This is a genomic window from Rhizobium sp. USDA 4016 (assembly GCF_056279705.1).
In genome coordinates, this window is record NZ_JBWCCY010000002.1 from 1 (window position 1) to 23,140 (window position 23,140).

Below are 23,140 nucleotides of genomic sequence, written 5' to 3' on the forward strand. Positions count from 1 at the left end.
ATCTCCATGGTCTTCCCTTTCTGCGTTGTTCAATTTAGGGCGCGGTTTCTCCGCGATTAGGTTCGATTCCGCGCATGCTGTTATGAGCGCTGTCGATAAATCATGCAGCTGCGGGTCGCCGCCTCATCAGCCATACCGCGACGATGGTGGCGCAGGCGACGACGATGGTGCTCGCGAGAAAGACGCTGCCGGTTCCGGCTTGCCCCGACAGAAGTCCGAGAACAGGACTGGACAGGCCGAGCGCCAGATCAAGGAAGGCAGTATAGGTTCCCATCGCCAATCCACGGCTTTCGGCAGGAGCGCGTCGGACAGCCTCAACGCCGAACCCTGGATAGACGAGCGAATAGCCAAATCCTGTAAGCAGCGCACCGGCAAAGGCGACGCCCTTCCATGGCGCGAGCCAGATCAAAGCGAGACCGGCGGCCTCGATGATAAGGCAGGCGAGCGCGACGCGAGCGCCGCCAAGTAGATCCGTCAGGTGGCCGAAAAAGAGCCGCGCAAGGACAAACGAAGCAGCAAAGCCCGTTACCCCCAGCCACACCGGGCTCCAGTCCCTTTCGGCAAAAAGCAGCGATGCGAATGTCATCATCGCACCAAAGCCGAAGCTGCTCATTGCCAGTCCCAATCCCGGCACCCAGATTGCGCTGAGGACGGTGCGCACAGAAGCTGGCGTTCTTCGCTGTGGAGGTACCGGCTGGAGGGGAAGAACGGCCGCTAGAGTGAGAAAGGGGACCGCGGCGGTGGCAAGAGCGATGGAGGTGAAGCCGAAGGCACCGTAAAGCGCACCGCCGAGCGGAGCCCCAACCGCGAAGGCGGCATACATGGCCGTGCCGACCCAGGCGATAACCTTTCCCGTGTTCGACGGTCCCCCAAGAACAAGGCCCCAGCTCACCGCCCCGGTGATGATGAAGCTCTCGGCGCCCCCAAGGAGGGCGCGACCGCCGAGGAGGATCGTCGCCGACACCGCGGGCGTTGAGACGAACGCCAGAGAGAGCATGTAGAGCAACCCTGCAGCGCTCGCACCGACCAGGCCGTAAACGACGGCTTGCTTGGCTCCTTTGCTATCTGCAAAATCGCCTGCCCACACCCGCGACACGAGCGATGCCGCGAACTGTCCCCCCGCGACCAGCCCGACGGCGAAGCCGCCGAGCCCCAGACCGCTATGCACATGAAGCGGCAGGACTGGAAGCGCAAGGCCGATTACGAGGAAGGCGATAAAGACAGCCAGCATAATTGGAAGGAGAACAATGCCGATCGGTCGTGAGACTGCCGTCGAGGTGAGGAGTTCGGATGACATTTTGATAAACTCGTTTTGATCAGTCGCAGTGCGTTCCGTGAACTGGCTTTGACTATAGACGGTGGTTGGCCATGGGATAATCTGATAAAAACGGCAAACACATATGAGGAGTGTTCATAAATGTTACGCGAGAACATTACGGATCTGCTCTTCTTCGTCGCCGTTGCGAGAGAACGGAACTTTACCCGTGCGGCAGCCCAGCTGGGCGTTTCGCAGTCGGCCCTCAGTCACTCTGTGCGGCAATTGGAAGAACGGATGGGCGTCAGACTGTTGACGCGCACGACGCGGAGCGTCACGCCTACAACAGCGGGAGAACGGCTTCTCGAAAAGCTTGGTCCGCGGTTCCAGGAAATTGAAGATGAACTTCAAGCGGTGACCGAGTTTCGCGAAAAGCCGGCCGGCACCGTTCGGCTCACGGCCGTGGACTTCGCAATCGATACATATCTTTGGCCGAAGGTGTCGAAAGTGCTGGTCGACTATCCCGACATTAACATCGAGATAATGACGGACTACGGGCTTACGGACATCGTGACCGAACGCTTCGATGCTGGCGTCCGTCTCGGCCAGACGGTGGCGAACGGGATGATCGCCGTGCGCATCGCTCCCGACCAGGCCTTTGCGGTCGTCGGATCTGCGTCCTATTTCGAGGGACGTGAACCTCCGATTGTTCCTCAGGACCTGACGTCGCATAAATGTGTGAACCTCCGCCTGCCGACCCACGGCGGAAACTATGTGTGGGAGTTCGAGAAAAACAACGAGGAGATACGCGTGAGGGTCGAGGGACAGGCGACGTTCAACGGAATCAATCAGGTCTTGGCCGCCTGTCTGGACGGCTACGGCCTGGGCTACATGCCGGAAACCCTTGCCCAGCCTTATATCGACGCCGGACGCCTTGTCCGAGTCCTGCAGGACTGGACGCCCGCGTGGACCGGCTACCACCTCTACTACCCGAGCCGACGGCAGCCGTCGCTCGCATTTTCCGTCGTTCTGGACGCTTTGCGCCATCGATAGTGGCGTTAAGCCATCAGCGTCAGCCAGAACGTTTTTCGAAGACATCCTTGAACACCGGTACCGCCGAGAAGACGTTTGGCCATCCCCCATAGAAGGCGAGCTGCGTCAGCACCTCGGATGCCTCCTCCTTTGTGATCCCGTTGTCCATCGCCTTGTTGAGATGAACGGAGATCTGGGCCGTTTGGCCGTTCACGACCAAGGACGAAACCGTCACGAGGCTGCGGTCGCGAGGTGCTAGACCGGGCCGCTGCCAGACATCTTTAAAGAGCTTGTCAGTGTAGTCGACGACACCTTGCGAGACCGGCCCGACACTTTCCTGAACGCGCTTTGCGCGATCGTTTTCCGCCAGTTGGTCGAGAGCCAGCAATTCCGGCGATGCCAGTGGAAGCTGGTCAGATCCGATGCCGCGCTTTTCGAAGACATCCCTTGCTGCAGAGACTGCCGAGACCGCATTTGGAAAGCCGGAGTAGAATGCGAGGTGCGTGATGATTTCCGACAGCTCGTCCGGCTTGACGCCGTTGTCGAGTGCAAGGTTGAAATAGAACGGCATCTCGACCGACTGGTTCTTCGCAATCAGTGCCGCGACTGTGACGATGCTACGGTCGCGCGGACTAAGGCCCGGCCGCTTCCATACCTCGCCAAGCAGAGTGGCGTTGACATATTTGTCGAGGGCTGGAGAAACGCGTTGAATATCCGTCCTGGACACGGATTGAACGAATGTTCGAGTCTCTTCGGCAAGGACCGGGGTGACAGCAAGGGACAAGCACAGCGCGGACGCGGCAAGTAATTTCATGGAATGGTTCCTCTATTCAGGTCGTTGCTCGACAAGGCAGCCTGCGTAAAGGATAGGTCCCGATCTATCGGAAATAAGGGGCTCATTCCTGATAGGAGTTATGAACTGCGCTCATGAAAACCGATAGGCCCTTTTTAACGGCTGCGCGACCGGCGGCGTCTCGCCGTCCCCAGAGGATATTTCAACTCCGCCGCCGCAGCTTGGAAAGAACTGCGCGAGGCCGCGGGATTGAGCCATTCTGTCTATTCCTCGAGCAAATCAGCGTGAACGCCTTACCACCTGTTGCGGTGGTGCGCGACGAACCGGCGGCAAGCAAGCTGACTGCATCGCAGAGCCCGTGGAGATAAGTTCTGTTTATACCCTCCCCTGTCGGTTTGAATTCGTCGATTGCGTCACGCCATTTCCTGCACTAGCTGAAGAATGCGTGGAATTTGATTGTGAAACGCAGCGACAGTAAACGGCCGGGAGGACTGGCATTCGGCTGGAATGAGGACCATGCCGCCCTCGCTGCGCTTTGGCGCCTTCAAGCGAGAATAGCCAACGCGCATAGCACAGTACGTCGCCGCCTGTGATTGAAGCATCAACCTGTCCTTTGGGATGCTTTAGTCGCTGGCGCTGATGAAGCACGTTGCCCAACGCTTGGGTTTCAGGTCAGAATTTAGGAGGTATGGCCATGTATGAATTGCTGATTGATGGAACTCTGAAGAAAGGTGACCTCGAATTGGAGGTCATCAATCCAGCAACCGAGGAAATCGTAGCGGTTTGTTCCCGTGCTTCTCTTGCGCAGCTCAATGCCGCCGTCGCCGCCGCAAAAAATGCGTTTCCGATCTGGGCTGCGACATCGTTTAAGAAGCGACAAGAGACGTTATCCAAGCTGGCTGATGTCGTGGAAAGTCATTCTGAAGAGCTTGCCAGACTGCTGACCATGGAACAGGGCAAGCCTCTGCGCGATGCAACGGGAGAGGTGCTCTACACGGCAGCCGCATTCCGGCATATCTCAGGCCTCGAATTTCCACCGGAGGTACTTGAAGACAGCGACCGCCGCCATGCCGAAATCATCCGCAAGCCTTTGGGAGTCGTGGCGGCGATCACCCCGTGGAATTTTCCCATCGTCACTCCGGTGCTGAAGATTGCGCCGGCCTTGCTTGCTGGCAACACGGTTGTCGCGAAAGTGGCTCCGACCACGCCGCTGACGATGTTGCGCTTCGGGGAGCTCGTGAAGGATATTCTCCCTCCCGGTGTTCTGAACATTATTGTTGACAACAACGACCTCGGCCAAGCACTGACAACACATCCGGACATTGCGAAGATTACGTTTACCGGATCTACCGCGACCGGCAAGAAAATCATGGGCAGTGCCGCGGACACCATTAAGCGCCTGACACTGGAATTGGGCGGCAACGATCCTGCCATCGTCTTGGACGATGCCGACCCCCAAACCGTTGCTTCTGGGATATTTGCAAAGGCTTTCGCAAACAACGGACAGGTTTGCGTCGCGATCAAGCGGCTTTATGTTCACGAGTCACAATATGACGAGGTGTGCAAGGAACTCGTCGCACTTGCTGAGAAAGCCGTCGTCGGCGACGGGCTGGAACAGGGAACGACCTTGGGCCCGGTGCAGAATAAGGCGCAGCTGGAAAAACTGAAGGAATTCCTCGCCGATGCGAAAGAAAACGGAACGGTTTTGACCGGCGGTAAGGTGATCGAGCGCGCCGGCTATTTTATCGAGCCGACAATCGTTCGAGATGTCCAGGAAGGTTGCCGGATCGTCGACGAAGAACAATTCGGACCTATTCTGCCGGTCATAAAATATACCGAGATCTCGGATGCCATAAGGCGGGCCAATGCGACGTGCTATGGGCTGGGCGGCTCCGTCTGGTCGTCCAACCGGGATCGAGCGGTTGAAGTGGCAAAACAGATTGATGCGGGCTCCGTTTGGATCAACAAGCATGATGATGCGGCCGTCCACTTGCCGTTTGGAGGCGCGAAGCAATCTGGTTTCGGGGTGGACGGTCTAGAGGAGTATACGCAGCTTCAGCTGGTCAACAGTTAACCTGGAGACGACGCGTCACTTTCTCGCATTCACACGCGAACGCAGTTCCTGCCGCTATAAACGCCGGTCACACGGTTGAGAAAACCAACTCGACTGCGACCTTGCTGAAGATTGCTTGTGGGAAAACGCGGTTCGTTGCGCCTTCGGCGCTCCCTGTCCTTCCGTGGATAGAAAGGTCATTCGATGACAAGCATACACACATCACTTCCCTCGACCATGCGAGCAGCGGTTATGCACAGGGTGCGGCAGCCGCTTGAGGTCAGATCCGTTCCAATTCCTGAAATTGGAGTTGACGAGGCGCTTGTCAAAATTTCTGCGAGTGGAATTTGCCGGAGCGACTGGCATTTTTGGAATGGGGATTGGCGTTGGCTGGTGGACCTTCCGACGCCAGCGGTTCTCGGACATGAAATCGGTGCCGTGGTTGCGGCGGTCGGCTCGGCGGTCAAAACGGTGAAGGTCGGTCAGAGGGTCACCATTCCCTTCAATCTCGCATGCGGGCACTGCCCGTATTGTGAGAAAGGCCATCAAAACATATGCGACAATGCTCTGAATCCGGTTTTTGTGCCGGGTGGCGGTGGCTGGGCCGAATATGCCCGCATCCCGACCGCGGACCTGAACTGCATAAAGCTGCCGGATGACGTTGACGAACTCTCGGCTGCTGCACTTGGCTGCCGCTATATGACGGCATGGCGGGCGGTGCGCGATCGCGGCCTCGTGCGCTCCGGCGAGTATCTGGCGGTCTTCGGATGTGGTGGCGTTGGGCTGGCCGCCATTGAAATTTGCACCGCGATCGGTGGAATTGCCATCGCGGTTGATATCGATGAAGAAAAACTATCACTAGCTCGCAAGCTCGGGGCCAAATTGGCGATTTCGGCAAAGGGATTGTCAGCCGAAGAGGTAGCGGCAAAAATTCGCACGGAAATGGGTGGACTTGGACCGCATGTCGCCATCGATGCGCTGGGCGGAAGCCGGACTTCCGTCCCCGCTGTCAAATGCCTGCGCAAGGGGGGACGGTTGGTTCTGGTGGGCCTCACCGGCAAGGAGGACCAAGGAAAGGTGTCGTTCCCGGTTGACGATATGGTCTGTATGGAAGTGTCCGTGGCTGGAAGCAATGGCAATCCGCATTCGACCTTTCCCGAACTACTCAACCTCGTCGCAAACGGGCGATTGAAGCCACGCTCTCTGGTCACCAGACAGGTCAACATCAGCGAGGTCAGCGGAGTGCTCCTGGATATGGATAAGTACGCAACGTCAGGTTACGTGGTGATAACCAGCTTCTGAGGGGGTTAGATCCAACTCGTTGAAACGGGGTAAGGGGATGGGAGAAGCCATCCTCAACTGCTCATCGACAACCCGCATCGTCACGGTATGAAAATGCTGGCGACTGCGAGCGATCGAGCAGAGCCGAGCAATGCGCGAACAAACTTCCCTGCCCTAGACGATCGTGCTCGCGCGGGCAGCAATCGAACAGTTTCTTGCCAAACGACGACGTTTCCAACGCCTGTCTTCCTTGATCGCTGGAACAAGTCACTTCGCCGATCCTGGCTTCTCCCGCGCGAGAACGCGGTCGAAGGCACCGACTGACCGACTGCGTCCCGTCCCTGGCAGCGCTTAGCCTCCTCGAAGGGAGCGAGACTGTGAGCCCCGAGGTGCTTGGCTTGGTCGCTAACGATTCCGATGTCGAGTCTTCGGTTCATTTATGAACACCGCTCATGACGACAAGCGCGTTTGCGCGCTAATCCAGCGCTCGCGTCCCTCCTATTTGTGCTTCAGTCATCGCGAGACGGAGGCATCATGATACTGTGCAAGACAATCATGGCATCGGCAACGCTGGTCGCAGCGTTCCTTCTTCATCCTAGCGCCCATGCACAAAGCATCAACGCTGGACAGCGCGCGGAGAGCCGCACGCGGCCTTTCTTCAGTCAGGCCATCGCAGAGTTCAGCACGCCTTGGGCAATTGCCTTCCTCAGATGCTCGTGACCGAGAAGCTTGGGAAAATCTTTTTGGTGACTAAGGCCGGCGAGAAGACCGAAATCGCCAATGTGCCCGCTGTCGCAGCAGCCGGCCAGAATGGTCTTCTGGACATCGCCGTCTCTCCGGACTTCGCGGCTAGTTCCCGAATCTACGTCACCTACACCGAGCCCGACGATGGCGGCAGCAGGCTCGTTTTATCCCGCGCGACACTGGCAATATCGCAAAACGGTGCAAAGCTCGCTGACAGCGCCGTCATCTGGCGGCAGACCCCGGCGGGCGGTGGTGGTCAGCCCGGTGGTATCATTGCCTTTGACCCACAAGGTGCGCATTTGTATCTGACTGCGGGAGACCGAATGCAGTCGATGAGCGCGCAGGATCCCGGCCAGGCGCGGGGTAAGGTGTTGCGCCTCAACCTCGATGGCAGCGCGCCAGCGGATAATCCGCATGCCGATGAAGGTCGGGTGCCGGCCCAGACATGGAGCGCGGGTCATCGCATCCCTATGGTCTGGCGTTCGCGCCCGATGGCCGACTCTGGCTCCACGAAATGGGACCGCGGGGCGGCGACGAGCTAAACCTCATCGAGCCCGGCCGAAACTATGGCTGGCCCTTGGTTTCCAACGGCGACAATTACAACGGCTCGCCCATCCCTCGCCACACCACCCGGCCGGAATTTTCCGGGCCGGCGCTCTATTGGACCCCAGTGATCGCGCCTGCTGGGCTCGCCTTTTACAAGGGCGAGTTGTTCCCCCAATGGCAAGGATCTGCCCTGATCGGTGGTCTCGCAATCCGGTCGTTGGTGCGGGTGGGTTTCGATTCCGAGGGCCAGCCGGATGAGGCCGAGCGCTGGGATATGGCTGCGCGTATTCGCGATGTGGCAGTGGCGCCGGACGGAGCGGTCTGGATCATCGAGGATAGCAATCCCGGCAAGCTTCTGCGGCTGACACCAGAAGATTAAGCGGTCGCGGTGAAGAAGCCGGCCTTGGGTCCTCGAACGCCTCACCCAACAAAATCGCGACATCTATGATGGCAGATCCGTCGAAACTGTTCTCCCGTCGTCAAGCCTCATGGTCGGTCCTGATACCGACGTCAATGACGCCTGTTTGACGCTCGCTACACAGCTACGATGCACCCATTCATGAGCTGATCTCATAACAACGAGCGAAACGCGGGCGCTAATAAAGCCATCTCAGCCGAATTACATGTCTGACGTCACGAACCCCATATGGAGATAAACCGATGAACGAGAACCATGACCCTGTTGAGCTGGACAACGGGAGCGGTCTTGACGTCGACCGGCGCAACCTGCTGAAACTCACCGGTGCCGGCGTCGCCACGATGACGGTCGGCATGCCCCTGGCAGTGGCGCAAGATATGTCAAACGGCGCGGATAACTTCTATACCAGCGACAAGGTGAGCTTGCAGAAGGTTACGTTCAAGACTCAGTATCAGATGAACGTCGCTGGGAACCTCTACATTCCCAATAATCTTGACCGGAATGCGAAGAATCCGACGATCATCGTTGGGCATCCCATGGGTGCGGTAAAGGAGCAAAGCGCAAATCTCTATGCCACGAAAATGGCTGAACAGGGATTCGTCGCGATGTCCATCGATTTACCTTTCTGGGGCGAGAGTGAAGGCCAAGTCCGCAACCTGGTTTCGCCGGAGGTCTATGCCGAGAGTTTCAGTGCTGGGGTCGATTTCCTGAGCACCCAGCCATTCGTCGATCGCAATCGGATAGGTGCGATCGGGATCTGCGGCAGCGGGAGCTTTGTCATCAGTGCTGCGAAAATCGACTCGCGCATGAAAGCCATCGCGACGGTCAGCATGTACGACATGGGCTCTGTTACCCGCAACGCGCTCAACCACTCGCAGACTGTCGAGCAGCGAAAGCAAATCATCGCAGCCGCAGCCGAGCAGCGCTATGTGGAATTCACCGGCGGCGAAATCCAGTACACCGGCGGGACGGTGAATGAACTGACCGCGGACACTCACGCAATTCAGCGTGAATTCTACGATTTCTACCGCACGCCGAGAGGCGAAGTCACCCCCGAAGGCGCGACGCCTCTCACCACGACACATCCGACCTTGACCAGCAACGTCAAGTTCATGAATTTCTATCCCTTCAACGACATCGAGACAATCTCTCCCCGGCCGATGCTGTTCATCTCTGGCGAGGTTGCTCACTCCCGCGAGTTCAGCGAAGATGCCTATATGCGCGCTGTTGAGCCGAAGGAGCTTGTCATTGTCCCCGGCGCCGGCCACGTCGATCTTTACGACCGCGTGAATGTCATTCCGTTTGACAAGCTCAGCTCCTTTTTCGACCAGCACCTCATCGCTGCCTGACCGGTCCGGGCTACGGATTGTGACCTGAACAGGCATCTGGAGAGCCCCTAAAGTCTCTTGTGCCCTCCAGTGTCTACTATTCCTGTTGCGCGCCGGCCAGTGACAATGGCCGATACGGCAAGTGGGAACAACAAATATGCTGAGAATCGGACTTAGAGCCGGGGGATGTTACCGCTGATCTGGTAGATAACAATGCAACTTGGTCCGATGCAGATGTTACCGCTCACGATGGATATAAATGATTATCTGCGTTGAGCGACAGTCACGCGGCAACCCAATTTCAAAAGTCGAGCTTTTGGCACGCTTACGATGCCGCATGCGGCTCAGCCACAGACCATTTGGTTTTTCGAGAAACGCGTGGCGGACCTTTCGACCGGAGTATCTGAATCCTCCCACAGGTATCGGTGTCGAGACGTGGAACGCCAAGCGTGCGAGAAGGGGCGCCCCTCTGGGAGGCGCCCCTTCTTCATGTTCCAATCTCTCACATATATCCTGTCGCAACCGCGTGGCTCATGCGGCCGCCACCATCGCCTTTGCGAGAGAAGCTCCGCCCCTAGAGCGCTCAGAAACTCGATGATCGAGCGTCGCTCTTCGGCATTGTTGAAACGCTGTATCATCCGTGTGCCGCGAACCATTGCCGTCGGATTGCTGAGCCAGGTCTCCAGCGTCTGCGCATTCCAGATGATACCGGAATCCCTCAGGGCGGACGAATAGTTGAACTGTTGGACACTGCCGGCCACGCGACCAACGACACCCTGCAGATTCGGGCCGATGCCGTTGGGTGGTGTCGTGATCTGGTGGCAGGCGCCGCAGCGTAGTTGAAACAGCCTTTCGCCTGCGGCATGTTCTGTCGTCTGAGCGAGGGCAACATTTGCCCCCGCACTTAGAAGCGATGCAACCAATGCGTAGATTATCAACTTCAATTTGGACACCTTAAAAGGACGGGCACCAATCGATACTGACTACGCCGACTGTTCCCCAGAGGCATGGCGACCCAGGCGAACAAGCCGCCTTCGCTCATCTCATTTGAAGGATGATAGGATCGCTGCTTGCCGGGTTGGTGTGTTCGCGCATCGCCCGGACCTGCGCAGGGGTGACAGGTCCTGCGTGGTTGCCCCAGGACGAGCGGACGAAGGTCAGCAGATCGGCAATCTCCTGGTCGCTCAGTTGGTCGCGGAATGTCGGCATGCGATAGGCATCCGGCACGCCGGCTGCGACGACACGTCCCGAACCATTGAGGGTAATGTTGATGGTCGAAGCATTTTCCGCAGACAGGACAGAACTGACGCCTGCAAGAGGCGCGATTGAGTCGCCTCGGCCCATACCGTCACGCCCATGACAGAAACTGCAACGTGCCATATAGGTCTGTGCGCCAGGCGCGGTCGTCGCAGCACTTGCGGCGGACGCTGGGAGCGTGGTGCCATTATGAGACCAGGGCGCCCCGTCACGCGATGTATCGCCCGGCAGGGATTTCAGATAGCGGGCGATCCCCGCGAGATCCTGATCGGTCATGAATTGCGTGGAATTGTTGAACGCCTCCATCATCGATCCGAACACGACACCGTGCTGATTGCGGCCATTTTTCAGGTATGCGACGACGTCCTGCTCACTCCAGCGCCCAAGGCCTGTATTGTGATCATTACGAAGGCTCGGCGCATACCATCCGTCAATCAGAGCGCCCGACAGGAAGCGCTTATCGCTTTGATCAAGCGCAACTTCTTGGAAACCAAGACCGCGCGGCGTATGGCAACTGCCGCAGTGCCCCGGTCCCTGCACCAGGTACGCGCCACGATTCCATAACGCGTCTGCGGCCGGGTCCGGCTGATAGGAACGAGATTCAGTGAACACGAGGTTCCAAAACGCCAGCGGCCAACGCATATCGAGCGGCCATGGGATCGTGCTTTCCTGGTTGGTCTTCTGGACCGGCTGCACGTGGTTCATGAAATAGTCGTAGAGAGCCCGGATGTCGTCATCACTCATCTTCGCATAGGACGGGTGGGGCATTGCCGGATAAAGACGGCGTCCATCCGGAGCAACGCCGCGCCGCACGGCATTATCGAACTCGGCAAGCGTAAAGTTCCCGATCCCGGTTGCTCGATCGGGGGTGATGTTCGTTGTGAAGATTGTGCCGAGCGGCGTGCCCATCGCAAGGCCACCCGCAAAAGGGGCACCATGCTCGGTGGTGTGGCAAGCGACGCAGTCTGCCAGGCGGGCGACATATTCACCGCGTTCGACGGGAAGCGTTTCACGGGGACTCGCCACACCATCAAAGGGGGATGACGGAATTCTGGTGGCAAACCAGAATATTCCAACGGCGGCCAGCAGCACGATAGCCAGAAATACGGAAAGCTTTCTCAATGTAGGTCAACCATTATCGTGTTTGACTTCTCGCTCGGGGCGATGGCCCAACGAGGAAAGTGCTAGGAAGGTCAGATATCCGGCTCAAATGCTGTCGGCGAATCGGGTTTTGGAAAGAGGCAGGCTCCGAATGCGCTGGCCGGTCAGAACCGCCACGGCATTCGCCACCGCCGGAGGGACGCCCGGCAAGCCTGGCTCTCCGATGCCGCCCATCGGCGCCCCGCTCTCAACGATCCGCACATGAACGCGAGGCATCCGGTCCGGCGTCAGAATCGGATAGCCGTCATAGTTGCGCGCTTTCGGCACGCCCTCTTCATAGACAACCTCCTCGATCAGCGCAGACGACAGGCCGAGGGCAACGGCCGAGTTTACCTGGGCTTCGATAACGGCCGGGTTGACGATGCTGCCAGGATCGATTGCCACCCAGACATCGTGAACCACGACCTCGCCCTGCCGAAGAGACACCTCCGCAATTGTTGCAACCTCGCTTCCGAACGGCGAAGCCATGGCAACGCCACGCGCGCGTCGCGTCCCGTCCTCGGCGGTGAAGGGACCACGCCGCCATCCTCCCGAAAGATCGGCCACCGCCTCCAACAATGTTTTCTGCCTGGGGCTATCCGCCAGAAGGCGATGCCGCAACTCGTAGGGATCCTGCGAACCTGCGTCGGCCATCTCGTCGAAAAATGTCTCATAGAAAAAGTCATTCATCGAATGGCCGACGGAACGCCAAAACCCGATGATTGTCGGGTCGTCGACATGAATCTGGCCGATGCGCCGGTTCGCGATCGCATAGACTTTCCCCGCGATGCCCTCGACCGCCGAACTGTCGACCTTGTCCGGCTGACGGCCGAACCAACGCCCGGTAGCACCTTCGCCGACGGCGACTGCATGCAACGCGACCGGCACCCCGCTGGCGTCAAGACCTGCGCGAAAGCGCACGGCCGCCATCGGCCTCAACGCGTCCCGCAGAAATTCCTCCTCGCGGCTCCAGATCAGCTTGACCGGACGACCGGCCGCCTTCGCCAGAATGATGGCTTGAGGATATGGATTGGCCGTCTGATAGAGGAAATGGCGGCCGAAGAAGCCACCGAGGATCTGCGAATGGATGATGACCTTTTCCGGTGCTATGCCCGCCACCTTCGCGGCATCCGCCTGGAACATTTCCGGCGCCATGGTTGGGAAGCCACAGTTCAAGGGTCCCATCTTCGTTCCATCGGGCGAGTGCTGAGGGCGGCTCGAGCTGAGCGTGTGCCAGATAGGGTGCGTCATAGGTCGCCTCCAACGTGCGCTGGGCTCCGCTCAGCGCGCCTGCGACGTCTCCGAAGGTTTCGAAGGCGACACCTTCGCCTGGCGCGGTCTTCAGCATCGCCATATGAGCCTCGGACGAATAATCCGCAGGCATGGCGTGCGGCGTTTGGCCTGCTGGCTCACTCCAGGTTACCTGAAGGGCTTCGACGGCGCGGCGAGCGCGCCACCAGCTGTTGGCAAGCACCGCGACGGCGCCAGGCAGCCGGTGGACGGAGTGGACGCCCGGCATGCTGCGAACTTGTGCTTCGTTGACGATCTGCCCCGGCTCCATACCCAAACGACGGGCGTGCTGGACGGCGGCATAAAGCATGCCGTCAACCCTCTGATCGATAGAATAATGCGCCTTGCCGGTTGACTTGTCGCGCACGTCGAGTCGGGCAACCGGCTTACCAATCCAACGGAAATCCTTGCGATCGCGCAGCCCGACCTCGGTCGGGACGGGCAGCTCGGCGGCGGCGGCGGCGATCTCGCCATAGGCGATCGTTCGCCCGGAGGCTGCGTGTCTAACCAGGCCCGGTTCCGTCGACAATTCGGCTACAGGCACCTCCAGTCGTGTCGCGGCGGCCTGCAGCAACATTTGGCGGGCCGAAGCGCCGAGCTTGCGCATCGGGTCGTAGCTCATGCGCACCGACATGCTGCCACCGGTGAAACGGAAGCCACCGATCAGAAGGTAGTCTGGACCGGGAGGGGCCGCTTCCACCACGAACCGGACAGGATCTACATCCAGCTCTTCACCGACGATCTGCGCCATTGCGGTAAAGACGCCTTGTCCACCCTCGATGAAGGCACTGCGCAACAGCACGGTGCTGTCGGGACGGATTTCCAGAAAGGCGCGCACCCGCGTGCCGGGAGCAATGGTTGCGGGCCGCGGCCTGCGCCCTGGCACGTCCGGCCGGGAACGAAACCGCCAATACCAATGCGCCGAGCGATGCGCCAAGGAAGCCGCGCCGGGAGAGGTTGAATGGCTTGCCGTCCTCGTCAGTCATGAGGTCAGCGGCACCTGCTAGCATGTCGTTCATGAAATCCCCCCACATCAAGCTTGGGCGGCCTGCCGGACGGCAGCCGCGATCGCGTTGTAGGTTCCGCACCGACACAGATTGATCATCGCACCCGCGATATCAGCGTCGCTCGGCTGCGGGCTTTGCTTCAACAGCGCCGTGGCCGCCATGACCTGACCGGACTGACAGTAGCCACATTGTGGGACCTGTTGGGAAACCCATGCCTCGACGACTTTCTTGCCCACGGGATCGTCACTGATCGCCTCGATCGTCATGATTGAAGCACCGGCTACGCTCTCCACAGGCGTTACGCAGGATCGTATCGGCTGTCCGTCGACGAGAACAGTGCAGGCACCGCACTGGGCTAGCCCGCATCCGTACTTGGTGCCGGTCATCTCCAGTTCGTCCCGTAAAACCCAAAGCAGTGGCGTATCCGCCTCGATCTCGATTTGGTGCGTCGAACCGTTGATGGTCAGTTCCATGGATCACTCCTCAGATGTTGTTGCGTAGTGCATAGTCTTGCAGCCACCAGCCGCGCGTCTCGATTTCGCAAATTTGCCGATGTTCAGCGAGACGCTTCGGTCCAAAGTTTCGTTCCATCCGCGGTTTCGGAACTTCTCAGTCAAGGCGGTCGGGAATTAAAGTCGAATTCGACGTTAGCCGATTGCCTGGCTGCGCATTAGAGCGCGATAATCGCTTGTTGTTATGAGTTATATTCATGAATGACGTCGGGGACGAAACGGCTCCAGCGACCAAAGTGTGTTCTATGACTCGAATAATACAATACTCCGGGGCTGCGCGACTGAAACCTGCTCATCCTGACAGTTCACCACGGGAGCGAAACGCCCTCCGCTATACATGTTATAGGCCTCTCCCACGACATCGGTCTCGCCGGAGGTCGAGGGGATGCTGATCGCAAACAATCCGATCAAGACGACGGTGGCCAAGGCAAATCCCGCGCAAATGCGGCGACCATCGATGATGTAGTCGTGTGGGTTGTAAGACACTAGAACCTCCTTACCGCTTTCGATCCAAGCCAAGGTGTCGTCATCCTTGCGCCTCGAGATAGGAGTGCGGATGCTACGGTACTAGGTTGCATAAACCGCATGTTGACATGAGGTCAGCTCATCAATCGAGCGAGGGGTTCCTGCCCGCGGTGCAACTGGCCCTTGACCAATCTGAAACCAAGCGTACTCGTTGCGGTTAGCGGGTCGCATTCGCCGCGACATCCCGGCATCTGCTCTTCTTTTCCGGCGCCGGATCCTCGGCATACTCGCGACGCGCCGGAAACCGGTGTGCGTGCGCTAGGTCCGCCCTCGTCGGGAACCGTTCCGGCCAGATCCCAGCACCATTCGAGTTTGTCTGATAATGATTCTCCTACCCACCACGCACGAGGTGGCATGCTGACATTTCGCGTGGAGACGGCGACGGAAGGAAATTCGTCGATCATCCCGGCGGACGCTGCTCGTTCCCATTCGGTTTCAGTCGGCAGACGATAGCCACCTGCAGCAGGGTTCAGCTCGACTGTCCGGTGGCCCTCTGTCTGAACGAGCGTGTAGGCTGTGGACAAGCCCTCGCGGGCACTCTTCCAGTTCGCGAAGCTTATCGCATCATACCAACTCACCAGGACCACCGGATCGTGCTCGTCCTGCAGCATATACGGGTGGTCCCAAGAGGCATCAGGCTTTTTCTGCCATCGCTTTTTAGCCGCAATGACCCAACCGCTAGCACGTTTTTCGCAGTCTGTGAGATACCCGGTGCGCATCACAAACACCCGAAATTCGCCCACTGTCACTCTCTTGTCCACCACAAGAGATCCGTTTTGCCGTGACGTCATTTCTTTGTCTCTCCCATTGGTCCATAGCTATGCTGTCTCCCCCAGCTTTGCGACGGTTTCAGCCTTCGAAAATGTGATCCCATCGTGATGCTGACGTTACCAAGAGCCACGATCCGGCCGCTGTCCTAATCATCTTTTTAGCGCTATAACGGGCATCATCATATGAAAAGGATTCATGATTGCCACGCGAGAGCATTAACGACCTGATGGCTTTCTTGGCTGTTGCGAGGGAACGCAGTTTCACCAGAGCTGCCGCCAAATTCGGCGTTTCGCAATCCGCCTTGAGCCATACAATTCGCCACCTTGAAGCTAAACTTGGCGTTCGGCTTTTGACCCGCACCACTCGCGCCGTGTCGCTGACTGCAGCTGGCGAGCGCCTGCTTGAAGGCATCGGTCCGCATTTCGACGAGATCGAGGTCCAGGTCGACGCGCTCAGCGCCCTGCGCGACAAACCGGCAGGCACGATCCGCATTACGGCTGCCGACTATGCGATCAAGTATGTCCTGTGGCCCAAGCTGCGAAAGCTCCTCCCGGATTATCCAGATATCCGAGTCGAACTCGTTCTCGACAACGGGCTGACGGATATCGTCACCGAGCGTTACGATGCCGGGGTACGCATGGGCGAGCACCTCGCCAAAGACATGATTTCCGCCCGGATCGGCCCAGACTTCTGCCTCGCCGTCGTTGGCGCTCCTTCTTACTTCGCCAGCCATCTAAAACCGAACCATCCCAAAGACCTCGTTGACTACACCTGTATCAATTTCCGACTCCCGAGCTCCGGCGGACTGTATGCCTGGGAATTTGAGGAAGATGGCCGGGAACTCAGAATTCGTGTCGATGGCCAGATGAGCTTCAACAACACCTTCGATATCCTCGAAGCGGCGCTGGACGGCTTCGGCCTTGCGTATATTCCAGAGGAGGTGATTCTGCCTTACGTCGAGGATGGGCGGCTTGTGCGCGTCCTGCAGAAATTTTCTCCATACTGGGATGGCTACCACCTTTACTATCCGAGCCGCCGTCAGTCCTCCCCGGCCTTCATCGCTGTGCTCGACGCGTTACGCCATCGGGAATAGCGTCAGACAGTGCCAACCAATGGAGCGCACTCATGCGCCTGTCGCTTCCTTCAACACTTCATTTTCCGCAATGCGGGCCTGCTGCCTGTCGGGTGGCGCAGCACGGCGCCGCCTCCGCCACCACACCATGACATAGTGAGTGACGACAGCAGGAAGGCTAACCACGCCCGCCCAATATCCGAAGAACGGCGTCACCGAGGCCGTGAAGTCCCAGAAATCCAGGCTATAGTTGAACGTCAGCTTGGTCCCAACGCCGAGCACCGAGAAGCTCCAGACGCCAAAGCCGGCGAATAGAAACGCGGTGGCGCGAAGCACCAGCGTCCTCATCGTATTCTCTTGGGAGACCCCCAGAGACGAACCGACCATCGCCATCACGCGGCCCCAGTGCAGCCCGAGATGGACGCCCACGATGATCATCGCCCAATAGGCCGAGAACCAATGGATGTCGCGCAGATAGATGATGTCGGGAATGGGGAGGAACTCAAACACTGATCGTGAGATCACGATGCTCGTGACGAGCAGGACCAGCATGTTCGCGATCAGCAGTAGATGGAGCACGAGGATGAGTGTGCGGCGCGTATCATAACGTCCTCGAAACAGGTTCTTGAACCAGAGCCGGTTGACTGCAATGTGCCATGCGAGCAATGCGAACAGCCCGGTCCCGAATAATTCATGCGGCAGGTTTTCGAGCCACCAATAGGCAAGCGAGAGGAGAAGCAGTATCGCCATTGCGGCCGGCAGCGCGAGGCGGGCAACAAGGATGTTTGTCACGTTGGTAGGCTCCTTTCCAACCCGGGCGCCTTCACTTGAAACCGAGCGCGTCGCTGAAGGTGAACATGAACTGCCGCTCGCGGCGGGATCGCTGGTGGCACGAATAACATTGGGTGATGTTCTCATCTGCCTTGATCGCCTGATCCGGCCAGAACCATTGGTATTGCCAGTCGTCGATACCCTCGCCCGTCTTCTGCGCGACGAGATAGCGGGTTAGGACGTCGCTCTGATAGTCAACCAAAACCACATGCGTGCCAGTTGGAACTTGCTCGCCAGCCTTGATCGCGTCGAGTGCAGCCCTGCTGGTAAGCATATGCTCCCTTGTTATCCCACGCCGCACCGTCGTGTAGTGCTCCAGCTGGTCGAGCGGCGGAAACGTCACTGCGTTCGCCTCCGCAAAAGCGGGGGTCGGTCCCGATCCTTCGGGCGCCATCAGGTAACTACCGACAAAAACGATCGCGCCTGCGATCGATACCAACCTGAACCGTCCCACAAGTCTCATCTTTCTACGCATCCTCTCGGGGCACAGGCTCTGGGGTTGTCTCCAGGGATCCCCGGGTTCTCTTTCTGGTTCCGCCCCCGGCTTCAATCGAAGGGCAGCCTTTGCGGTTTCGACAGATGGAAATCTCGCGACCAAACGTCCGCCAAACTTTTCTGCGACCCCGCGACGAAACTCCGAAGACCCGCGTAGCTCAACGAAAGAGCTTGACTGCTCCGGTCGCCTGAAACTGCAGAGGGAGCGTTCCGAGGCATTGATCTGCGCAGACATAACAGATCACCCGGTGCGCAATTAGCCGTCCCTGAGCGCTTGTAGATATGAGGCAGATTCATCAATCACAGGATCGGCGCATTCCGCCGACCACGCTCGCTCCACCGCAGCAAAGGACCTGTCCGGAGCGCAAGGATTTTTTTGGAAAAGGCGCCGCACTTATGAGCCGCACTCATGAGCGTGTGCGTAATTTGGGCTCTAAACAGCGCTTCTCGACTTTGAGATAATAAGGGCGCACGACCGTACTGTTCCAACGTGTCGTGCTTCCAGGCAATCCGGGAGTTCCGTTCGCTATGCGCCCTTATATAATCTGCCATATGGTCACCTCGATTGATGGCCGCCTTCATCCCAGCCGGTTCACATCAGTTGCGGCTGGCATTTCGGCCGACATATTGCGCGGGCACTACGAGCAGGTGGCGTCCCGGTTTGATGCTGAAGGGTGGATCGTTGGGCGGGTGACGATGGCCGAAATCGCCAAGGGACATGAGCGAACCGTTGGTAATGTCCTACCAGTAGAGCGCAAGCCTCATGTCGCCAATCGGAACGGTCGAAACCTGGCCGTCGCCATCGACCCGTCCGGGCGAGTGCACTATGGCGGTGACAATATCGGCGGGGATCATGTCGTCGCGGTCTTGGGCGAACACGTCTCGGACGTCTACCTCAGTGAACTGCGAAAGGATGGGGTTTCCTATGTTTTCGCCGGGCCACAAGGCGATGATCTGCCTGGCGCCATGGCACAGCTCGCGTCCGTCTTCGGCGTCAAGAAGCTGCTTTTGGAAGGGGGCGGCAGGATTAACGGGGCGTTCCTTGCTCAACGGCTGATCGATGAATTCAGCACCTTGATCTTTCCCGGCGTCGACGGCGTCGCCGGGACGCCAGGCATCGTCGACTGGGATGGCGCCGAAGGCGATCAACGTCCTGGCGCGGGCCAAGCTCTTCGGCTTATTGCCTGTGAAACGCTGGAAGGCGGATTGGTCTGGTTACGTCACGCGGTCGAACCTGCGCCTCGCCCGGCAGCGTAGTGATGCGACGCGGTCTTCTCTGACCACAGGGTATGGTTCCGATAGCGGCCAGCCGTTGATGCCAACCTCGGCTTCACCGTGATGCAAGGCATCACCAGCACTGCCTCTTCCTCGGGCCGGAAAAGATAAAGACAGTGCAGCCCAAAAATGCAGATGGAGGCACGAGCGCTCCATTTTCATCTTGACGGAACTACAAATCCGGCGATCCCGATCTGCATGATCGGATCAGATCGAGACGCGCTCGAAATTGAAGATCGCTTTCTTCCAGCGGCTTACGGTGTAATTGCTGAAAATCCCGTTCAAGAAGAACGGATCATTTTCGATGTAGTTAATAGCTTCCTGCCGATCGTCGGTGTCTAGGATAATGAGGCCGCCGTTGGGAAAATCGTCATCGTCAGGAAAGAGGCCGCCGCTTGCGATAATACGATGGGCATTCTTGATCACGTATTCCAGATGAGTTGAACGAAGTTGTTTTTTCTTTTCCAGAACTTCGGGATCATCAACGAACATAATAACATAGGCCATGTGCCTTCTCCTCAGGGCGACCCGCATAACCAAACACAACCCCTGTTATGCCGGCTCTGACGATCACAAGCGGTCGAAACCGAGCGGATGTCTGGATCAATTGACTTTGTCTCTGCCGTTTACCTTTGGGATTGCCGCGCGGCAATCATCAGGAGAAAGCGGGTATAACTTTGAGTTATTCGAAAAGCATTCGCTGCAATGCATCCCTGTACGATTAGCCAGATTGGAGCCTTGCCCCGGGGATTTTCCAAATTGGAGGAGCCTGCTTTGTCCGATTGCCAGCGCCCGCGATGACGGGAAACCCGCTCCTTTATCAACTCGCTTCGGAGTAATGCCTGGTGGACCGCCCGTGGACTTCACACCAGTTCTGGTGTCAGGCGTCATATAAGTCTGTGTTATACCCCAAGAGAATCGTGCCTTGTATCTTCCTCGAGACCGCAGCTATCGTGAAGAGTAGGAGGAGTTTGGAGCACCGCTCGCCGGCGTTTCCAGCATAATCGTGTGAGGTCGCAGCAAGACGGCTTGCTGCGCATTTAACTTTTCGGGAGGGGCAAATGGTATTGAGAGACACAACGAGACGTGGGTTCATCGCTGGCGGACTTGCGCTGGGCGCGCTGGGTCTAGTGGCCACGCGAGCCAGTGCAACCAGTTCGTCGGAAGTGATTCGCTGGATTGTCGGATATCCTCCGGGAGGATCGACTGACGTGATCGCACGACTGCTCAGTGGGCCGATGTCCAAAAAGCTCGAGCAGACGATCATCGTCGATAACCGTCCGGGCGCCGGCAGTGCAATCGGAGCGGCGGCTTTGGCGAACTCCCGCCCCGATGGTCTGACGATCGGCGCGGCCGATAATGGGACATTGATCATCAACCCGGTCGCCTACAAGAACCTGCAATATGATCCGGAAAAGGATTTTCGCCCCGTCGGCGTCTATGCCGACATCAACATCCTCCTGGCCGTCGGAAAAGCTCAGCCGTACCAGACGGTGGCGGAGTTCATCGATCATGCGAAAACTGCTTCCGAGCCGGTAGCCTATGCAAGCCCTGGCGTGGGAAGCCCGCTGCATCTTGCAATGGAGCGGTTAGCGCGCGAGGCCGGGGTGAAGCTTGAGCACATTACCTATCGTGGCATGGCACCGGCGCTGAATGACGTTCTTGCGGGCGTCGTTCCCTCCATCGTCATCGACTATACCACCGCCCGGGAGGTCATCCGTTCTGGCGATCTGAAGCCGCTGGCAACATTCTCCGCATCCCGGCTGGCGGCCCTGCCAGATCTTCCGACGTTTGGCGAAAAGGCCCTTCCGGGATTCACCGCCGGGGCGTGGCAGGGAATGATCGTGCCTCATGACACGCCCGATGAACTGGTCAACCGTCTCAGCGATGCGCTTGCGTTCGCGTTGCAGGATCCGAATGTGAAAGCGCGTTACGAAGAACTCGGCCTGGGCATGCCGGCCAGCGATCCGCAAACCTTCCTGAAACGCTGGCATGACGACAAGGCGCTCTTGCAGCCATTGATCCGCGAACTCGGAATCACTTTGTAGACCAATAGTTCGGTTGCCCATCGCTGAACCGTGAGGGCGGCGGTGGGCGCCAAGACCTTCCAGGAGCGTTCCTTTGAGTTCACGACTTGCCTGGTTCATCTCCTAGAGCCGAAAACGACCGCTGGCATGACCTGAAGCGCACCAGCAGCACTTTGAGACTGTTGTGCTCGGCAGTCGCTACTAAAATGAGCACCTTTTTGGGATCGATCTTCAAACTTGGTTCTTGCGTGGACTCTTCGGCGTTTCCGTCGCGTCACAGCCACAGCGAGTGTGTTCAGTCATCGACTACGCGGGCAGTCGGTCTGGCAGACCTGTTACGCCAAAGCCGACCGCTATGTCGGCATCGGCCCGTTCGCGGCCCGATCGTCCTTAGCGCCCCTGAAATCACGGCGGACGGCGAACCCGACCGGGACCTCTAGCGGGTCCGGCCGTTGATCTTGAGCCTGATGCGATAAAGCGCGTTCGTGGCGCAAACATACATCATGTTGCGCCGGGGACCGGCAAAGGTCAGGTTGCCGACAATCTTTCCAAGCTTGATTTTGCCCAGTAGCGCGCCGCCCGACCCATAGCAATAGACGCCGTCGCCTGTGCTAATCCAGATATGATCGTCGCTGTCCAGCCTCAGACCGTCAAAGATGCCAACCGGGCAGTCAGCCAAGACCGCGCCACCGCTGACGCGGTTGCCAGTATCCACCTTGAAGGCGCGCAGATGGGCTGGGCCGTCCTCATGGTGGCTCTTGCCGCTATCCACGACATAGAGAGTGCTTTCGTCCTTGGAAAAGGCCAGACCGTTGGGCATGACCATGTCGGTAATCTTGGCCTCGACCTTTCCGGTCATCGGGTCTACGCGGTAGACATGGCAGCCGTCGATCTCGGGCTCTGCCTTCATGCCGTCGAGATCGTGCAGGATGCCATAGGGCGGATCGGTGAACCAGACCGCCCCGTCCGAAGTGACGACGGCGTCATTGGGCGAGTTCAGCCGCTTGCCCTGCCAGCGATCGGCGATGGTGATGACGCTGCCGTCATGCTCGGTTCGGCTGACGCGGCGATGGCGGTGCTCGCAGCTCAGCAAGCGGCCCTCAAGGTCCACGGTCTGGCCGTTCGGATGGCCGCAATCCTGCCGGAACACGCTGATCGAGCCATCGGTCTCGTCCAGGCGCAGGATGCGGTCGTTCGGAATGTCGGTGAACAGAAGATAGCGTCCCGCAGGGAAATAGGCGGGGCCTTCGGTGAAGAGGCCGCCGCTGAACAGCTCTTCCGGCGGGAAAAGCGCCGCGACTTTCTCCTGGAAGTGCTTGTCCACGATTTCGTAGTGTTCAGACATTATTCTGCTCCTTCGCCGTCTTGTCGTGATATTTTTTAATTGCAGTCCGGTATGCCAGCTCTTTTTCGTGATCTGATCTGAACCGGGAGGTGGTCGGCTAGGCCCAGACGCACGAGCGCGGCGACGGGGAATCGGCTGCGGTC

At 58.5% G+C, this 23,140-nt stretch carries 18 protein-coding genes and 2 pseudogenes; 8 read left to right on the plus strand and 12 right to left on the minus strand.

Features of this window, described 5'->3' with window-relative positions; genetic code table 11:
• Positions 1-100: 100 nt before the first annotated feature.
• Positions 101-1,297, minus strand: coding sequence for an arabinose transporter (locus tag ACZ9DP_RS00875; RefSeq protein WP_476199733.1), 1,197 nt, complete (start codon positions 1,295-1,297; stop codon positions 101-103).
• Between the two features lie 120 nt (positions 1,298-1,417).
• Here ACZ9DP_RS00875 and ACZ9DP_RS00880 point away from each other — a divergent pair, with 120 nt between their 5' ends.
• A complete protein-coding gene (locus tag ACZ9DP_RS00880; RefSeq protein ID WP_476199734.1) occupies positions 1,418-2,308 on the plus strand; it encodes a LysR family transcriptional regulator in 891 nt (296 codons plus the stop codon).
• 19 nt (positions 2,309-2,327) lie between these two features.
• On the opposite strand, the gene ACZ9DP_RS00885 is transcribed toward ACZ9DP_RS00880, so the two are convergent.
• Entirely contained in the window at positions 2,328-3,101 is a 774-nt protein-coding gene (locus ACZ9DP_RS00885; RefSeq protein ID WP_476199735.1) for a carboxymuconolactone decarboxylase family protein, read from the minus strand.
• 667 nt (positions 3,102-3,768) lie between these two features.
• On the opposite strand from ACZ9DP_RS00885, the gene ACZ9DP_RS00890 reads away from it, so the two are divergent.
• The 4 genes and pseudogenes from ACZ9DP_RS00890 to ACZ9DP_RS00905 all read left to right on the plus strand — a co-directional run bounded on the left by ACZ9DP_RS00890 (position 3,769) and on the right by ACZ9DP_RS00905 (position 9,471).
• A complete protein-coding gene (locus tag ACZ9DP_RS00890; protein WP_476199736.1) occupies positions 3,769-5,154 on the plus strand; it encodes an aldehyde dehydrogenase family protein in 1,386 nt (461 codons plus the stop codon).
• A gap of 240 nt (positions 5,155-5,394) precedes the next feature.
• On the plus strand, positions 5,395-6,435 hold the full coding sequence (locus ACZ9DP_RS00895) for an alcohol dehydrogenase catalytic domain-containing protein (RefSeq protein ID WP_476199737.1): 1,041 nt from the start codon (positions 5,395-5,397) through the stop codon (positions 6,433-6,435).
• A 534-nt stretch (positions 6,436-6,969) separates the two neighbouring features.
• Positions 6,970-8,083 (plus strand): annotated as a pseudogene (locus tag ACZ9DP_RS00900) (PQQ-dependent sugar dehydrogenase).
• A 281-nt stretch (positions 8,084-8,364) separates the two neighbouring features.
• The gene (locus ACZ9DP_RS00905; protein WP_476199738.1) at positions 8,365-9,471 is read left to right on the plus strand and encodes an alpha/beta hydrolase; all 1,107 of its coding nucleotides are present in this window, start codon (positions 8,365-8,367) and stop codon (positions 9,469-9,471) included.
• 323 nt (positions 9,472-9,794) lie between these two features.
• Here ACZ9DP_RS00905 and ACZ9DP_RS00910 read toward each other — a convergent pair whose 3' ends face one another.
• The 6 genes and pseudogenes from ACZ9DP_RS00910 to ACZ9DP_RS00935 all read right to left on the minus strand — a co-directional run bounded on the left by ACZ9DP_RS00910 (position 9,795) and on the right by ACZ9DP_RS00935 (position 15,972).
• A complete protein-coding gene (locus ACZ9DP_RS00910) occupies positions 9,795-10,394 on the minus strand; it encodes a c-type cytochrome (protein ID WP_476199739.1) in 600 nt (199 codons plus the stop codon).
• Between the two features lie 94 nt (positions 10,395-10,488).
• The gene (locus ACZ9DP_RS00915; RefSeq protein WP_476199740.1) at positions 10,489-11,829 is read right to left on the minus strand and encodes a c-type cytochrome; all 1,341 of its coding nucleotides are present in this window, start codon (positions 11,827-11,829) and stop codon (positions 10,489-10,491) included.
• An 84-nt stretch (positions 11,830-11,913) separates the two neighbouring features.
• Positions 11,914-14,156 (minus strand): annotated as a pseudogene (locus ACZ9DP_RS00920) (xanthine dehydrogenase family protein molybdopterin-binding subunit).
• A gap of 14 nt (positions 14,157-14,170) precedes the next feature.
• On the minus strand, positions 14,171-14,617 hold the full coding sequence (locus ACZ9DP_RS00925) for a (2Fe-2S)-binding protein (protein WP_476199741.1): 447 nt from the start codon (positions 14,615-14,617) through the stop codon (positions 14,171-14,173).
• Positions 14,618-14,899: 282 nt separating this feature from the next.
• The gene (locus tag ACZ9DP_RS00930) at positions 14,900-15,142 is read right to left on the minus strand and encodes a hypothetical protein (protein ID WP_476199742.1); all 243 of its coding nucleotides are present in this window, start codon (positions 15,140-15,142) and stop codon (positions 14,900-14,902) included.
• Positions 15,143-15,255: 113 nt separating this feature from the next.
• Complete coding sequence (locus ACZ9DP_RS00935) at positions 15,256-15,972, minus strand: formylglycine-generating enzyme family protein (RefSeq protein WP_476199744.1); 717 nt, start codon at positions 15,970-15,972, stop codon at positions 15,256-15,258.
• A 179-nt stretch (positions 15,973-16,151) separates the two neighbouring features.
• Here ACZ9DP_RS00935 and ACZ9DP_RS00940 point away from each other — a divergent pair, with 179 nt between their 5' ends.
• Positions 16,152-17,045 (plus strand): LysR family transcriptional regulator, encoded by an 894-nt coding sequence (locus tag ACZ9DP_RS00940; protein ID WP_476199746.1) that lies wholly within the window; start codon positions 16,152-16,154, stop codon positions 17,043-17,045.
• Between the two features lie 30 nt (positions 17,046-17,075).
• Here the strand turns inward: ACZ9DP_RS00940 and ACZ9DP_RS00945 are convergent, their stop codons facing one another.
• Together ACZ9DP_RS00945 and ACZ9DP_RS00950 are read right to left on the minus strand one after the other, a co-directional pair.
• Complete coding sequence (locus ACZ9DP_RS00945) at positions 17,076-17,816, minus strand: DUF4405 domain-containing protein (RefSeq protein WP_476199747.1); 741 nt, start codon at positions 17,814-17,816, stop codon at positions 17,076-17,078.
• 31 nt (positions 17,817-17,847) lie between these two features.
• Positions 17,848-18,318, minus strand: a complete 471-nt coding sequence (locus tag ACZ9DP_RS00950; protein ID WP_476199749.1) for a hypothetical protein — start codon at positions 18,316-18,318, stop codon at positions 17,848-17,850.
• A gap of 560 nt (positions 18,319-18,878) precedes the next feature.
• Here ACZ9DP_RS00950 and ACZ9DP_RS00955 point away from each other — a divergent pair.
• Complete coding sequence (locus ACZ9DP_RS00955; RefSeq protein ID WP_476199750.1) at positions 18,879-19,607, plus strand: dihydrofolate reductase family protein; 729 nt, start codon at positions 18,879-18,881, stop codon at positions 19,605-19,607.
• Between the two features lie 225 nt (positions 19,608-19,832).
• On the opposite strand, the gene ACZ9DP_RS00960 is transcribed toward ACZ9DP_RS00955, so the two are convergent.
• Complete coding sequence (locus ACZ9DP_RS00960) at positions 19,833-20,132, minus strand: YciI family protein (RefSeq protein ID WP_476199751.1); 300 nt, start codon at positions 20,130-20,132, stop codon at positions 19,833-19,835.
• A gap of 704 nt (positions 20,133-20,836) precedes the next feature.
• Here ACZ9DP_RS00960 and ACZ9DP_RS00965 point away from each other — a divergent pair.
• Positions 20,837-21,673 carry a Bug family tripartite tricarboxylate transporter substrate binding protein gene (locus ACZ9DP_RS00965; RefSeq protein ID WP_476199753.1) on the plus strand — a complete coding sequence of 279 codons (837 nt, stop codon included), beginning with the start codon at positions 20,837-20,839 and terminating at the stop codon, positions 21,671-21,673.
• 415 nt (positions 21,674-22,088) lie between these two features.
• On the opposite strand, the gene ACZ9DP_RS00970 is transcribed toward ACZ9DP_RS00965, so the two are convergent.
• Entirely contained in the window at positions 22,089-22,997 is a 909-nt protein-coding gene (locus tag ACZ9DP_RS00970; protein WP_476199754.1) for an SMP-30/gluconolactonase/LRE family protein, read from the minus strand.
• Between the last annotated feature and the right edge of the window lie 143 nt (positions 22,998-23,140).

Bases quoted from the DNA above. Each gene is read 5' to 3' on its own strand.
- ACZ9DP_RS00880 (WP_476199734.1), top strand. From the start codon at position 1,418: ATGTTACGCGAGAACATTACGGATCTGCTCTTCTTCGTCGCCGTTGCG.
- ACZ9DP_RS00905 (WP_476199738.1), top strand. From the start codon at position 8,365: ATGAACGAGAACCATGACCCTGTTGAGCTGGACAACGGGAGCGGTCTT.
- ACZ9DP_RS00875 (WP_476199733.1), bottom strand. From the start codon at position 1,297: ATGTCATCCGAACTCCTCACCTCGACGGCAGTCTCACGACCGATCGGC.
- ACZ9DP_RS00960 (WP_476199751.1), bottom strand. From the start codon at position 20,132: ATGGCCTATGTTATTATGTTCGTTGATGATCCCGAAGTTCTGGAAAAG.
- ACZ9DP_RS00970 (WP_476199754.1), bottom strand. From the start codon at position 22,997: ATGTCTGAACACTACGAAATCGTGGACAAGCACTTCCAGGAGAAAGTC.
- ACZ9DP_RS00935 (WP_476199744.1), bottom strand. From the start codon at position 15,972: ATGACGTCACGGCAAAACGGATCTCTTGTGGTGGACAAGAGAGTGACA.
- ACZ9DP_RS00890 (WP_476199736.1), top strand. From the start codon at position 3,769: ATGGCCATGTATGAATTGCTGATTGATGGAACTCTGAAGAAAGGTGAC.
- ACZ9DP_RS00950 (WP_476199749.1), bottom strand. From the start codon at position 18,318: ATGAGACTTGTGGGACGGTTCAGGTTGGTATCGATCGCAGGCGCGATC.
- ACZ9DP_RS00925 (WP_476199741.1), bottom strand. From the start codon at position 14,617: ATGGAACTGACCATCAACGGTTCGACGCACCAAATCGAGATCGAGGCG.
- ACZ9DP_RS00885 (WP_476199735.1), bottom strand. From the start codon at position 3,101: ATGAAATTACTTGCCGCGTCCGCGCTGTGCTTGTCCCTTGCTGTCACC.
- ACZ9DP_RS00955 (WP_476199750.1), top strand. From the start codon at position 18,879: ATGCGCCCTTATATAATCTGCCATATGGTCACCTCGATTGATGGCCGC.